We start from the raw sequence: 14,906 nt of genomic DNA, 5'->3' as shown, positions 1-14,906 counted from the left end.
TTTTAATCTCGTCTGAAAAATCCAAGAATATTAGTTGTTTGCACAATATTTGTAAAGGCTTTTGGATCGACTTCTTTAATAATTTGTTCAAGTTCATATAGCTCATACCTTGTAATGACGATCACCATCATTTCTTTTGGCTCATTGGTAAAAGCTCCCTTTGCAGGTACAGTCGTAATACCTCTGACCATTTTTCCATAAATGGCTTCCTTGATTTCATCAGCCTTCTTCGTTACAATCATCGCGGTCAGCTTCTCATGTCTTGTATGGATGGCATCAATGACCCTTGTGGTCACATACAATGTGACAAGGGTATATAATGCTTTCTCCCAACCTTGTAATAATCCTGCTGTAAAAATGATGATACCATTTAAAATGAAGAAATACGTGCCGACTGGTTTATCCTTCCACTTCGCTAAGATCATGGCTATGATGTCGAGTCCGCCTGTCGATGCCCCAAATTTGAGCGTGATCCCAATCCCTACTGCGGATATCACGCCGCCAAACACAGCATTTAGTAAAATATCATGTGAAACACTCGTTTCTGGTAAGATGCCGAGGAAAATGGTCGTCAGGGCCACACTGATGATGCTGTAAAACGTAAAGGAACGGCCCACTTTCATCCAGCCTAAAATGCCGACTGGAATATTTAAAATAAATAATAGAATCCCTGTGGATACATAAAATGGCGCATATTGATCCATTAAGCTGGATAACAGCTGGGCTACCCCTGTAAACCCACTCGCGTATACATCAGCTGGGATTAAGAATAAATTCAGTCCAATCGCATTGAGCAGTGCACCAATGACGACGACAATGAGTTTTTTTGCTTCTCCGATGAACATATTGTCATTCCTCCACTTACCATTCTCTCTATGGTTTTCCCTAAAATTTAGAATTTGAACACGAAAAGTTGATTTCTGTGATATAGTTAGGCTAAAAAGTTGTAAAATATGGCTGATTTTTTTAGAAAGAAGGGATTTTGATGACTGTTCATATCATAGCAGACAGTGCTGCTGATCTGCCTCTTTCTTATTATGATGAACATAACATGACGGTTATTCCGCTCCGTGTATTGCTTGGCGAGCAGGAATTTGAAGATTTGGTCACCATTGAACCAAAACAAGTATTTGATGCGATGAGACAAGGTGCCAGCCCAAAAACGTCACAAGCTTCACCAAACCGAATCAAAGAAGCCTTTGTTTCTCTCGCACAAACCCATACATCTGCAATCTATGTTGCCTTTTCATCAGAGCTTTCTGGTACATATCAAACCGCTGTGATGATGGCAAACGAAGTGAAGGAAGAATACCCTGATTTTGATTTACGAATCATTGATTCTAAATGTGCTTCACTCGGCTATGGGCTTGCTGTCAAACACGCTCAATCACTTGCCATTGACGGAAATACAATACAAGAAATTGAAACGTCTGTAAAGCATTTTTGCGAATCTTTACAACATATTTTTACTGTAGACGATTTATCGTATTTAGCAAGAGGCGGAAGAATTAGTAAAGCGTCCGCATTTGTTGGCGGTTTATTGAGTATTAAGCCCATTTTACACGTCGAGGATGGAAAGCTCATCCCCCTTGAGAAAATCCGCGGACGTAAAAAGCTGTTGAAACGCATTATTGAACTGATGAAAGAACGTGGAACGGATTGGTCAAATCAAACTGTTGGCATTAGTCATGGTGATGATCCTGCACTTGCAGAAGACATGAGACAATTGATTGAAGCCGAATTTCATCCAAAAGAAATTGATATTCAGATTGTCGGCGCAGCTGTTGGGTCCCATTCAGGCCCAGGCACACTTGCCATCTTCTTTACAGGCAAACCATCATAAAAAGCACCCTTCCCTGACACATCACGGGAAGGGTGCTTTTCTTATGACTTATGAAAGTTTAAAACGGTGGACGGTTTCATTTAACCTTGCCGTCATACTCATCAGTTCTTCTACCTGTTTATTCATTTGATGGAATGATTGCAGCTGTTCATTGGCCGAGGCAGAAATTTCTTCACTGCCAGCTGCTGTTTCTTCTACAACCGCACTAATATTTTCAATCGAGTTGAGCACTTGTCCGCCAAGCTCTGTTGATTGAACAATTTGGTCATTTAAGACCGCCATTTCTTGTTTAATGTGCTGCGCTTTTGTTTCTATATCTTCAAAGGAGTGTGAGGTTTTGTCCATCGCATCCTGCTGTTGAAGTGAAAGCTTGACTCCTTCTTTGACAGTTTGACTAATGGATTGAATGCCTCTTTCAATATGACTGACCATATCAAAGATTTGTCTTGTAGCGTTAGATGATTCGTCGGCAAGCTTACGAATTTCATCTGCTACAACGGCAAAGCCTTTTCCAGCCTCACCTGCTCTTGCCGCTTCGATCGCCGCATTTAGCGAAAGTAAGTTTGTCTGATCCGCAATGTCAGAAACTGTTTTGGCCATAGCCGAGATCCCGCTAGCATATTGCGTGAATTCTCCTGCCGACTGCTCGATTTGCCTTGTGGCATGTGTATTTTTTTCAATCGCCGTTTTTGTTTCTGTTAACGTGTGCTTTCCACTTTCCACTGCTTCTATCGCATCCTCTGTACTTTGGATGACTGTTTGTGAACGTTCGGAATTTTTACGTCCATGCTGATCCATCTTTTCAATCAAGCTAACGCCATGCTGGAGATCCTCTGAAATGGCTTGTGACCCATTTGCCATTTCGTCTGTCGAGACAGATACTTGATTTGCAGATTCCATCAGCTTTTTGTTTTCATCATCTAACTGGATCGAGAATGTCTCTACTTGACTTGAGACATTACTGATTTCTTTAATCAAACTAATCAGTTGATCTGTCATTTGATTAAAGGATTCATTCAAGCCGCCGATTTCATCCTTACGCTGAATATCCATTCGCTCGACAGCAAGGTTGCCTTCTGCGATCTGCTTCGCTCGGTAGGAAAGTGATTTAATCGGTGTCACGATGGATCTTGTTAATCCAATATTTAAAAAGACAGCAATGACAATCAGTGTGAGGGCTGCGACGAGTGCACTTGTGATGATCCATTGCACATTATCCGCTGTATTCTCTAGATTTTGTTTATATGCTTCTTCTGCTCTTTTATTCATTGTATGGATGTCGTTTAAAACACCATCAATTCTTGCAGCGACCCGTCTTGTATCCGATGCGTTTTTTTCACCAATGGCCTTATTTGCTTCTTTGGTCCACGTGTCATATTTTGCATTTAACCTTGTTAATTCACCTTTATTTATATTTCCTGCATGTTTGTTTAACGTTTGCAGTTGTTTTTTTGCTGTAGAAATACCGGTTTGAACAACCTCTAGCTGTTCATCAGAAAGTGTCATTGAATAATTGGTCATGGTTTGTTCGACGCTTTCAAAGCTTGCCTTTGTTTTTTGAACATTTAATAAGGTTTGAACTTCTGTTTCATTTGATGATTGGATCTTTGTCATACTGACAATGATAAAGGCGATGACGCCAACTGCTAAAAGAAGTGAGACGAGTGAGTTGAGTAAAATTTTGATGCGCAAGCTCATGATGCGTCCCCCTCATCTTTTAGCAATTTCTGCTTCAGTTCATTTACTTTTTTGGTCAATGTTTCAGCATCTTTGAGCACCCGAATTCTTGCCATATCGATTCCGTCATTGCTTAAGTCATAAATAACATGCCCATTTTTGATTTGATTGCTCTTAACGAGCTGTTCGCTGAATTGATAGACCACTTCATCGACTTTTTTTACCATGGACGAAATCACCGCTTTTTCAGCGGTGTAGTACTGATCGCTATCTACACCAATGGCATATTTGCCCTGCGCTTGCGCTTCTTTTAATACACCGACACCTGTATAGCCAGCTGCGGCATATAAAACGTCTGCTTTCTTTTTGATCATGCCTTTGGCTATTTTACTGCCTTTGTCCGCATCACTAAACGTATTAGCATAGGTGGATAAGATCTTGATGTTCGGATTCACTGATTTGGCGCCTTTTTGGAACCCTTTTTCAAAACGATGGATCAACTCCGCATCAACACCGCCAACAAATCCAATGACATCACTTTTCGTTGTCATTGCAGCAAGTGCGCCCGCTAAATAGCTGCCTTGCTCTTCTTTAAACGTCACGGAGGTCACATTTTTCAGCTCAGATACGGCATCGATGAGCAAAAAGTGCTTCTTCGGATATTTCTTTGCGACTTTTTCTAAGTCTTCTTGCATACTAAAGCCTACCCCGATGACGAGATCATTGCCAGCTTTTACAAGCTCGGTCAGTCCTTTTTCATATGTATCGGTTTCTGCAATTTCTCTATAATCAAATTCAATACCTAGGTCATCACGTGCTTTTTCTAATCCTTTAAACGATGAATCGTTAAATGATTGATCACCAAGACCATCATCTGTGAGCATAACGCCAATATGCTTCGCATTTGATGCTGGTGGTTTCCCTTGTTGATTGCTGCATGCGGCGAGCACCATAAGCACGGCTACCAACAGAAGCAATGAAATTTTCACTTTCATCCAAACACACACTCCTTTTATCATCCTTACTCCTTTCTTATCGGATTTGAGAGGCGGTGTTTCAATGATTAAGTGAAGGTTTTTCAGCTTTTTTCATGACTTTTTTCACTAAAAAAACCCATTATTTATCACAAATATAAAAAAAGGGATAAAACCATGATGATTTTATCCCTTTTTCTTCATTTCAGTTTGATATGAAAACCCATGAGGTTAGGGTTCTCTTTCACGCTGCTCATTTTTTCTCGTATGTCCAGCCCTCTTTTTGGTAAACTAGGCCGTTTTTCATCAAATGACCTAATGCTCGTTTAAAGGCTGCCTTGCTCATTTGGAATCGTTCGCGGATGTCTTCTGGATCACTTTTGTCTCCATAAGGCATAGCACCATTTCTCGTTCTCATATAGGTTAAAATTTCTTCTGCATCGACAGATAACGCTTCCTGTTTTCTAGGAAGCAGAGAAACGTTCACGGTTCCATCCTCTTTCACTGCGATGACGCGTCCTGTCACGGTCGATCCTAATCTTGGCTCTTCCTTTCGTTCCGTACGGTGGATAAACCCTCGCACGCCTGTATCTGTGAGCATAAAAGAGCCTGTCGCAATTAAGCGATAAATCGTACCAGTGATTTCTTTGTTCATTAAGGTTTCGGGTGCTTCAGTAAACAATTCACTGATCACATCTTCAGTGGCTGGCTTTGCGAACATTCTGCCGTAGCTTGTGACTTTCAGCATACAGTAAAGTTTGTCTCCTTTTTTCGGCCATGCTTCCTCGAAAGGCGGAAGGTGTTCTGTTGCAACAAGTGCATCCTTTGACAGCCCAACATCCACAAATGCGCCCATGTCTTCTAGGACGTCTACGACTTCTACCCAGCCATATGTATGCGCATTGATTGTCGGTATTTTCATCGTCGCAGCTAGTCTTTCTTCATGATCTACGTATAAGTAGACCTCTACTTCATCTTGGTCACCAATATCTTCTGTCATTTCACTGCGGTGCAAGAGGACAGAATCTTCACCATCTGTCAAAAAGTAACCGTATTCCATTTCGTTCTCTATTTGCAAGGTCAGTTGCTCACCTGGTCTCATGTTCTCTTCCTTCCTATCTGCTCATAAAAGAGCGTTCGTTCATCTTTTGATTCACTTTATTCTACTATACTTCTCCTCACATGAACATCTCTAGTTATGTTAGCTAAAGTGGTCAAACCGAACGCGATTTATACCGCTGCCAGCAGAACTCTTTGACTCGTCTCTTCGATAAAGTTTCTTCTTCTCCACGTTGCATGATAAAATAGACGCAATATCTATCCATGGAGGTCATGTGTTATGGCAAAAGAAAGCTCATTTGACATTGTATCGAAGGTTGAACTGCCAGAGGTGCAAAACGCCGTTCAAGCAGCGCTGAAGGAAATTAAAAACCGTTATGATTTTAAAGGAAGTAAAAGTGATATTTCTCTTGAAAGAGAAGAGCTTGTGCTCATCTCTGATGATGACTTTAAGCTTGAGCAGCTAAAATATGTACTTGTGTCGAAGCTGATCAAACGAAATGTTCCAACTAAAAACATCGACTACGGAAAAACCGAGCATGCCCTTGGCGGAACCGTACGCCAGCGTGCAAAGCTGATCAGCGGAATTGATCAAGACAACGCCAAAAAGATCAATGCACTCATTAAGCAATCCGGCATCAAAGTGAAGTCACAGTTTCAAGATGACCAAGTGCGTGTAATAGGAAAAAATAAAGATGATTTACAAGAGATTATTTCTCTTATGCGCAAGGCAGATTTACCGATTGACGTTCAATTTATAAATTTTCGATAAATTTCAAATTTTCCATTGATTATTTCCGATTTTTTCGATACAGTGGATGGAAGTTCAATTTATTGACATGTTCATATCGCTTTCTTATCAAGAGAGGCAGAGGGACTGGCCCTGTGAAGCCTCAGCAACCGGTGTAGTAGAAATATATTTTCTATGACCAAGGTGCTAAATCCAGCAAGCAACTGCTTGGAAGATAAGAAGAAGAATTACGATACAGCCAAAAAGTCTTCTTCTTATCAGAAGGCTTTTTTTGTTACATACAAATAAGGAGGAAACCAATGGGCCTATTACAAGACTTACAAAACCGCGTACTGATTGCTGACGGTGCAATGGGAACACTTTTATACTCTTACGGCATTGACCGCTGCTTTGAAGAATTAAATTTATCGAAAGAAGATGAAGTAAGGCGCGTGCACGAAGCATATGTGCAGGCTGGTGCGGACATCATTCAAACAAATACGTATGGCGCAAATTATATTAAACTATCCCGCTACGGCTTAGAGGAAGAAACAAAGCGTATCAATTCAAAGGCGGTACAAATCGCAAAAGCAGCCGCAGGCTCTGCTTATGTCCTTGGAACGATCGGCGGCATTCGAACGTTTAACAAAAATGCCTATACGATTGAAGAAATTAAACGAAGCTTTAGGGAACAGCTATACATTCTATTAAATGAGCAGCCCGATGGATTATTGCTAGAAACGTATTATGACATGGAAGAAGCGAAGGCCGTTCTCCAAATTGCACGAAAAGAAACGACTCTCCCGATTGTCATGAACGTCTCCATGCATGAACAAGGTGTGTTGCAGGATGGAACACCGCTCAAGGATGGTTTATCTGAATTGTCCTCTCTTGGCGCAGACGTCGTTGGCATCAACTGCCGGCTGGGCCCTTATCATATGATTCAGGCACTCGAAGGCGTTCCAATTTTAGAAAATTCCCATTTATCAGTCTATCCTAACAGCAGTCTTCCCTCTCTTGAAGAAGGCAGACTCGTCTATGATACAGATAACGATTATTTTCGAAAAAGTGCACTTGAATTTAGAAATCAAGGCGCACGTATTATCGGCGGCTGCTGCGGAACAACGCCTCAGCATATTCACGCAATGGCTGAAGCGGTCAAGGATTTAGCCCCGATCACTGAAAAAGAAGTAAAAGTATTAAAAGAAGAAATCATTTCGATTCAAGATCAGCGGACTGAACCAGGTCTTGATGAGCTCGCTACGAAAAAACGGACGATTATTGTAGAGCTTGATCCGCCGAAGAAGCTGAACTTCGAAAAATTCCTCGTCGCGGCAAATGAGTTAAAGAATGCAGGTATTGATGCCTTGACATTGGCTGATAATTCTCTTGCGACTCCGCGCATTAGCAATGTGGCTTGCGGCGCTTTATTGAAACAGCAGCTTGATATGCGTTCACTCGTCCATATCACATGCCGTGATCGTAATTTGATTGGGCTTCAATCCCATTTGATGGGTCTTGACACCCTTGGTTTAACTGATATTTTAGCCATTACAGGCGACCCTTCTAAGATTGGAGATTTCCCAGGGGCAACGTCTGTGTATGATTTAACCTCCTTTGATTTGATTCGGCTGATTAAGCAGTTTAACGAAGGCCTTTCTTTCTCAGGGAAGCCCCTTGGCAAAAAGACCAATTTTTCAGTAGCTGGCGCGTTTAATCCGAATGTTCGCCACATTGATAAAGCGGTCAAACGTCTTGAGAAAAAAATCGAATACGGTGCTGATTATTTTATTTCACAGCCTGTTTATTCTGAGGAACAGCTTGTGAAAATTCATGAGGAGAGCCGTCATTTAGATAAACCGATTTATATTGGCATTATGCCATTAACAAACAGCCGAAATGCGGAGTTTATTCACCATGAAATTCCAGGCATCAAATTATCTGATTCCATTCGTGACATTATGGCCAAGGCTGGTGAGGATAAAGAGAAGCAGCGAGCAGAAGGCTTAGCGATTGCCCGCTCTTTATTAGATACAGCCTGCGAATTGTTTAACGGCATTTATTTAATTACCCCTTTCCTTCGATCAGACTTAACAGCAGAACTAACCACCTACATTCATCAGAAAGAAAAGGAGTCAAACACCCATGTCAACTATCACTGAACAGCTTAAGAAACGCATCCTCGTCCTTGATGGTGCAATGGGGACCATGATTCAAAATGCCAATCTCACAGCAGAAGACTTTGGCGGAGAAGAGTATGAGGGCTGTAACGAGTATTTGAATGTGACAGCCCCTCACACCATCCGCGCGATTCATAGAGAATACCTTGAGGCAAGCGCCGACCTCATTGAAACAAATACGTTCGGGGCTACAAAGCTCGTCCTTGACGAATACGGGCTTGGCCACCTTGCCTATGAACTCAATATACGGGCTGCCCAGCTGGCAAAGGACGAAGCTGACCGTTTCTCCACGCCGGAGCAGCCCCGATTTGTTGTAGGCGCGATGGGTCCCACTACGAAAACATTATCTGTGACAGGCGGCACAACCTTCGATGAGCTCGTCAGAAACTATGAAGAGCAGGCCCGCGCCTTGATTGATGGCAAATGTGATGCCCTTCTTTTAGAAACAAGTCAAGACATGCTGAATGTAAAAGCTGGTTTCAAAGGCATTCAGGAAGCCTTCCAGCAGACAGGTATTGAGTTGCCTCTAATGGTATCAGGTACGATTGAACCGATGGGCACTACCCTCGCTGGTCAGGATATTGAAGCCTTTTATATCTCTCTTGAGCATATGAAACCAATGAGTGTCGGCCTGAACTGTGCGACGGGTCCTGAATTCATGACAGACCATATCCGCACGCTCTCCTCCATCGCCAAGTCAGCGGTTAGCTGCTATCCAAATGCTGGTCTACCAGATGAAGAAGGTCAATATCATGAATCCCCTGTTTCACTTGCTAAAAAAATTTCCGCCTTTGCCAAGGAAGGCTGGTTAAATATTGTTGGCGGCTGCTGCGGAACAACACCTGCACATATACAGGCATTGTCAGATGAAGTACGAATGATTCAGCCACGTCACATTGCGCATGAATCGTCTCAGCATACCGTATCAGGAATTGAGCCCCTGATATATGAGGAATCAATGCGCCCTCTTTTTGTAGGAGAACGGACCAACGTGATTGGTTCACGCAAATTCAAACGACTCATTGCGGAACAAAAGTTTGAAGAAGCATCAGAAATTGCTCGTGCACAGGTAAAAAACGGCGCTCACGTGATTGATGTGTGTCTCGCTGATCCAGATCGCGAGGAGGCGGCTGACATGGAAGGCTTTTTACAAGAGGCTATGAAAAAAGTCAAAGCCCCTTTTGTCATTGATTCAACGGATAAACACGTGATCGAAAAGGCGCTCACATATTCCCAAGGGAAAGCCATCATCAATTCCATTAACCTTGAGGATGGTGAAGAACGCTTCGAAGAAATTCTTCCACTTGTGAAGCTGTACGGCGGTGCACTTGTTGTCGGCACGATCGATGAAACAGGGATGGCCGTAACAGCAGAACGAAAGCTGGAGATTGCGGTACGCTCTCATGATCTATTAACGAAGAAATATGGCATTCCCGCAAGTGACATCATTTTTGATCCACTTGTCTTTCCAGTAGGCACTGGAGACGAGCAGTATATTGGCGCTGCCGAAGAAACGATCAAAGGCATCAAGATGATCAAGGAAAACCTGCCTGAGTGCTTGACGATTTTAGGCATCAGCAACGTGTCTTTTGGACTCCCGCCTCTTGGGAGGGAAATCTTGAATGCCGTCTACTTGTATCACTGCGTCCAAGCAGGACTTGACTACGCCATTGTAAATACAGAAAAACTTGAACGCTTCGCTTCTATTCCAAAGGAAGAAATCAAGCTCGCCGAAACGTTGCTCTATGAAACAAATGATCAAACCCTTGCTGAGTTCACCCAATTTTACCGCGGCAAAAAGAAAACGGTGAAAAAACCAAAGGTCTCCTTATCACTTGATGAAAGGCTAGCACTCTACGTCGTCGAAGGAACAAAAGAAGGACTTATCGATGATTTATCCCTTGCTCTAGAGCAATTTGAATCACCACTTCATATCATCAATGGTCCGTTAATGCAGGGAATGGCTGAGGTTGGACGTCTTTTCAATCAAAACGAACTGATTGTGGCGGAAGTGCTTCAATCGGCAGAGGTCATGAAGGCATCTGTATCGTATCTCGAGCAATATATGGAAAAGCAGCACGCAAACGGAAAAGGTAAGATTCTACTTGCCACTGTAAAAGGAGATGTCCATGATATTGGGAAAAACCTTGTCGACATCATTTTGAGCAATAACGGCTTTCAAGTGGTCGATCTCGGGATTAAGGTGACACCACAAACATTGATCGAAGCTGTGCAAAAGGAAAAGCCCGATATGATTGGATTATCAGGATTACTTGTGAAGTCAGCCCAGCAAATGGTACTCACCGCTCAGGATTTACAAAAAGCGAATATTTCCGTGCCCATTTTGGTCGGCGGCGCTGCACTTTCTCGTAAATTTACGAAAATGAAGATTTCGCCTCATTATGACGGACCGGTCCTTTACGCAAAAGATGCGATGGACGGCTTATCTTTAGCCAATGAGTTAAAAGCAAATCCTTTTCAGTTTCAAATAAAGCCCGATGAAGAGTCTGTGGCACCTGTCAAAGAGAAAGAAACAAAGCAGCCACAAGCTGTCATTGAATTACTAGAAAAACGTGTGGCACTCCCTGAGGCACCTATTTTCACGCCGGAAAATACGGCACGTCATTATGTAAGAAATATCGACCTGCACCACATTATGCCTTATGTGAATGAACAAATGCTCATCGGCCACCACCTTGGATTAAAAGGAAAGGTCAAAAAGCTGTTGGCCGAACAGCATCCAAAAGCATTGGAATTAAAGCAGCTTGTTACAGATCTTCTAAACGAAGGTAGAGAAAAAAACTGGTTTGCCCCAGCGTTTGTCTATCAATTTTATCCTGCTAGTTCAAACGGAAATGATCTGCATATTTATGATCCCGAAGTGCCTAACCGTATCATTGAAACATTCCAATTTCCAAGACAGGAGAAGCTTCCGTACCGCTCCATTTCTGATTATGTGCGGGGAAGCGGTGAAAAGGAGAAAGATTATATTGCTTTATTTGCCGTTACAGCTGGTGCGCGTATACGTGAAGTCGCGCAGCAATTTAAGCAAGAAGGAGATTATTTAAAAATGCATGCAGTTCAAGCTCTAGCACTTGAGCTTGCAGAAGGATTAGCCGAAAGAACCCACCAAGTGATTCGTGACAAATGGGGCTTCCCTGACCCAGTCGATTTCACAATGGAAAAACGATTCCAAGCGAAATATCAAGGGCAGCGCTATTCCTTTGGTTATCCCGCTTGTCCAAATCTTGAAGACCAAGAAAAGCTGTTCAAGCTGCTTCAGCCTGAAAAAATCGGCATCCATCTAACAGAAGGATTTATGATGGAACCTGAAGCATCTGTTTCAGCGATCGTCGTTTCTCATCCTGAAGCTCGATATTTTAATGTTCATTAATGCAGAACCTCCGAAACTGGAGGTTCTTTTTTGCTGGGAAAATTAGATAAACTTCAATTTTTACACTATATCTTCTTATGGTACGATACACATAGATGAATTCAGCTAAGAAGGAGTTGCGTGTCATGACAAACGTTGTTCAACGAGCATTAACACTCGATGACATACCAGATCTTATCGCATTGTCTCAAGAGGTAGACTGGCCTGATTACAATGCGGAAGAGCTCTCATCTCTTTTAACAAATGGATATTTCACAGGTTTTTCAACAGCGGATGGACAAGTCATCTCATGCGCAGGACTTTTCCAATATGATCGAATGGCGTCAATTGGTGCTGTCATTGTATCTGAGACACATCGCGGCTTAGGTCTTGCAAGGAAAATGATTGACACCCTGCTAGATCAATGTGATCAAAGCGTTCCTGTCGTTTTAACCGCTACTGTCCAAGGGCGGCCAGTTTACGAAAAAATCGGGTTTCACACGGTTGGCTACATTACGACTTACAAAACGCAAAACCCAAACCCAGAAGCGCTTCGTGTGTCAGATGACATCCACCTGTCTCCTGCCGATGAATCGCACCTTCCGTGTATTGAAGCACTAGATGAAAAAGGAGCAGGCACAAATCGATCAAGCTTTTTAAAAAACCGGATGAACCGAGCAGCACGGCGTATCATTGCAAAGAATGAACGTCACGAAACAACTGGCTTTGCGTTTGGTGTTGAAACACCTGCCAATTTAATGATTGGACCGCTTGCTGCAAATGATGAACTTACAACTCTCTCGCTGATCCGTTCTCTCATTTCGTCTTATTCGGGTCCGATTCGTTTAGATATGCAGGAGGAAACAGCTGAGCGCCTCCATGAATCACTTGTTGAAGCAGGTTTTACGAAAACAAACAAGGCGCATTTTATGATGATTCGTGGAAAAGAAAAGCTGAACGATCCCGCACTTCTTTATTTCCTTGCCTCTCAAGCATTTTCGTAAAATATAAAAAGCTGTAGACACTTAATGTCTACAGCTTTAGATTGTTGACAAAGGGCTAAAATGACTTTTATTTTAGCCCTTTGTCTTCTTTTCAGCGTGATAGAAAGCCTTTGCAGCCCTAGGAAGGACGAGCACTGGCGCGGAGCGAATTTGTGATTCGTGAGCACCAGCGCACAGGACTGACACCGAATGCGAGGGTTTGGCTACACGCTGAAGCTGTAGACACTTGATCCCAGCTTTTCTATTATTTCTCGCCGACGGACGAAAGAACATGCGCGAGTGCATTTGTGACCTTTCCATGCTCTGATGCATGTGGGCGGTCATCTCCATCTCCATACCCATAATCAATCATTCGATTACGATTTAAGCACAGTTTTGTCAGCTTCGGCTGGAATAGATCAAATAGGTCAAAACGGTCCTTCAGCTGTGGGAATTGCTTTTGATACTGCTGAATTTCTTCAGCAAGCAAGCGCCAAAGCGCTGTTTCATCTAACAGTTGATGATTGTCTAACACATTTGATACGTAACGCAGGTTACAAATAAACAATCCTGTAAAGATAAACTGCACTAACCCTTCCGGCGGCTCACTCCGCAGCACTTCTTTTAAATCTTCTCCTAGAGAAGCCAATTCAGGCAGCGGCTGATCACTAATGTTCACATCGTCAACAAAATCTTTGATCGCTAAACGATGAGGCTGATGATCTTTTAACACAAGAATCGTATTTTGTCCGTGCGGTGAAAAGACGGTGCCGTATTGATACATAAAGTGCAATAGCGGTGGCATCACCACATGGAAAAATTTCGCCATCCACTCTTTTGCTGAGAGACCTGATTTTTCAATCAGCTGTTTCACATAGGGCTCACCTTCATGATCCTCATAAGTGAGTGCCGCAAGTGTAACAGGATTCTCTCCTTCATCTAAGTACGAGTAAATGCTTTCTCTAAAAATGACACCGAGCATTTCAAGATATTGATACGGGGCACCAGGCAGTTTGCTATAGTAAGGATGATCGACATTGATACTTGCATTCTCACCAGGTAATATCACGCGGCAGACATCAGATAAAAATGAATCTTGATCCGCGATCCCTTTAATATGCGCTGTAATGCGAGGGGCAATGACTGTCCGTTCTGACGGAAGTCCTCGGTACACAAGTGTATTTAAAATGCTCATTGGCAGTTTAATATGATGCTTGCCTTTATTTGAGATGTTCGTAAAGGTTCTGATCGACTGCTGCGGGATATATTGATCCAGTCCCTCTCCTACATACACAATCCGGCGCAACGCCAAATCTTCTGGGAAATGTTGAATAATCATATGTGTCCACTGCCATTTATGAACAGGCATCAAATAATAATCAGCTGTATTCAATCCTTCATCCTTTAGCACGCGGTGAAATTGACGAATCGTGACTTCATCTAACTCTTTGGCAATTACCTGCTCATAGTTTTCATGATCGACTGCATGGAATGTGGCAAGGTCCCGGTGAACAGCAATCCAAGACAGCTGCACACTTTCTTGCCTTTCAGGTGCATAGGCTAGGTAGTCATCGTAACTGAACCCAATGCGTCCTTTGTTATACACAATCCAAGGATGACCTGTCATTTCTCCTTCAATCCATGCATAATCAGTATCTGTCAGTTCATCCGCACGAAGTGCTTTTTTCGACAGCAAATGTACATCTGCTAACAGGGTGTGATGAAGCTCTTTTATTAGGTGTCCTGTTGTCTCAGAAGACATTGGAATGAGCGGCTGAATGTCTAGTAAAAACACAATTGCACTGACATCCTTTGACCATTTTCCGTCTTGACAGCACTCGATTGATTCAGCGATTGTATCAAAACTATCAAACAAACGAGGTTTTGCAAGATAGCGATATTTCTTATGTTCGTGAATGATTAATTCATACTGAGCAATGCCATCCTTATGATCTAGCTGCACGGGATGAAGCATATCCTCATACATGTATTCAGACAGCATTTTTGCCACCATTCGCTGGTTTGCCTTTTTCCAAGCAGCAGGATTCACCGCTTTTTTCAATTCATCTTGTACACTCATCGCTTCA

General features: G+C 42.6%; 10 protein-coding genes and 1 riboswitch. Of the genes, 5 read left to right on the top strand and 5 right to left on the bottom strand.

Annotated elements, in window-relative coordinates:
- Window positions 1–2: 2 nt before the first annotated feature.
- A complete protein-coding gene (locus NST39_RS05905) occupies window positions 3–845 on the bottom strand; it encodes a YitT family protein (RefSeq protein WP_003211320.1) in 843 nt (280 codons plus the stop codon).
- A 140-nt stretch (window positions 846–985) separates the two neighbouring features.
- On the opposite strand from NST39_RS05905, the gene NST39_RS05900 reads away from it, so the two are divergent.
- A complete protein-coding gene (locus tag NST39_RS05900; protein WP_003211090.1) occupies window positions 986–1,843 on the top strand; it encodes a DegV family protein in 858 nt (285 codons plus the stop codon).
- Window positions 1,844–1,891: 48 nt separating this feature from the next.
- Here NST39_RS05900 and NST39_RS05895 read toward each other — a convergent pair whose 3' ends face one another.
- The 3 genes from NST39_RS05895 to NST39_RS05885 form a co-directional block, all read right to left on the bottom strand.
- A complete protein-coding gene (locus tag NST39_RS05895) occupies window positions 1,892–3,541 on the bottom strand; it encodes a methyl-accepting chemotaxis protein (protein ID WP_341027471.1) in 1,650 nt (549 codons plus the stop codon).
- The gene (locus NST39_RS05890; RefSeq protein WP_106067192.1) at window positions 3,538–4,515 is read right to left on the bottom strand and encodes a BMP family lipoprotein; all 978 of its coding nucleotides are present in this window, start codon (window positions 4,513–4,515) and stop codon (window positions 3,538–3,540) included. Before NST39_RS05890 ends, NST39_RS05895 begins: the two co-directional genes overlap by 4 nt.
- A gap of 232 nt (window positions 4,516–4,747) precedes the next feature.
- Complete coding sequence (locus NST39_RS05885; protein ID WP_003212403.1) at window positions 4,748–5,596, bottom strand: CvfB family protein; 849 nt, start codon at window positions 5,594–5,596, stop codon at window positions 4,748–4,750.
- A 237-nt stretch (window positions 5,597–5,833) separates the two neighbouring features.
- On the opposite strand from NST39_RS05885, the gene NST39_RS05880 reads away from it, so the two are divergent.
- The 4 genes from NST39_RS05880 to NST39_RS05865 all read left to right on the top strand — a co-directional run bounded on the left by NST39_RS05880 (window position 5,834) and on the right by NST39_RS05865 (window position 12,840).
- Window positions 5,834–6,325 (top strand): YajQ family cyclic di-GMP-binding protein, encoded by a 492-nt coding sequence (locus tag NST39_RS05880; RefSeq protein WP_341027469.1) that lies wholly within the window; start codon window positions 5,834–5,836, stop codon window positions 6,323–6,325.
- A gap of 81 nt (window positions 6,326–6,406) precedes the next feature.
- A riboswitch (SAM riboswitch) is annotated at window positions 6,407–6,525 on the top strand.
- 78 nt (window positions 6,526–6,603) lie between these two features.
- The gene (locus NST39_RS05875; RefSeq protein ID WP_341027468.1) at window positions 6,604–8,445 is read left to right on the top strand and encodes a bifunctional homocysteine S-methyltransferase/methylenetetrahydrofolate reductase; all 1,842 of its coding nucleotides are present in this window, start codon (window positions 6,604–6,606) and stop codon (window positions 8,443–8,445) included.
- The gene (metH, locus tag NST39_RS05870) at window positions 8,429–11,857 is read left to right on the top strand and encodes a methionine synthase (protein ID WP_341027466.1); all 3,429 of its coding nucleotides are present in this window, start codon (window positions 8,429–8,431) and stop codon (window positions 11,855–11,857) included. The genes NST39_RS05875 and metH overlap by 17 nt, the downstream gene beginning before the upstream one ends.
- A 125-nt stretch (window positions 11,858–11,982) precedes the next feature.
- A complete protein-coding gene (locus tag NST39_RS05865) occupies window positions 11,983–12,840 on the top strand; it encodes a GNAT family N-acetyltransferase (RefSeq protein WP_341027465.1) in 858 nt (285 codons plus the stop codon).
- 244 nt (window positions 12,841–13,084) lie between these two features.
- Here the strand turns inward: NST39_RS05865 and NST39_RS05860 are convergent, their stop codons facing one another.
- The gene (locus NST39_RS05860; protein WP_065098878.1) at window positions 13,085–14,899 is read right to left on the bottom strand and encodes an IucA/IucC family protein; all 1,815 of its coding nucleotides are present in this window, start codon (window positions 14,897–14,899) and stop codon (window positions 13,085–13,087) included.
- Window positions 14,900–14,906: the final 7 nt, after the last annotated feature.

It is taken from the genome of Bacillus sp. FSL W8-0645, from assembly GCF_038007905.1.
GTDB lineage: Bacteria > Bacillota > Bacilli > Bacillales > Bacillaceae > Bacillus > Bacillus pumilus.
The sequence above is the reverse complement of the archived record's forward strand: the minus strand, read 5'-3'. Positions and strand labels throughout refer to the sequence as shown.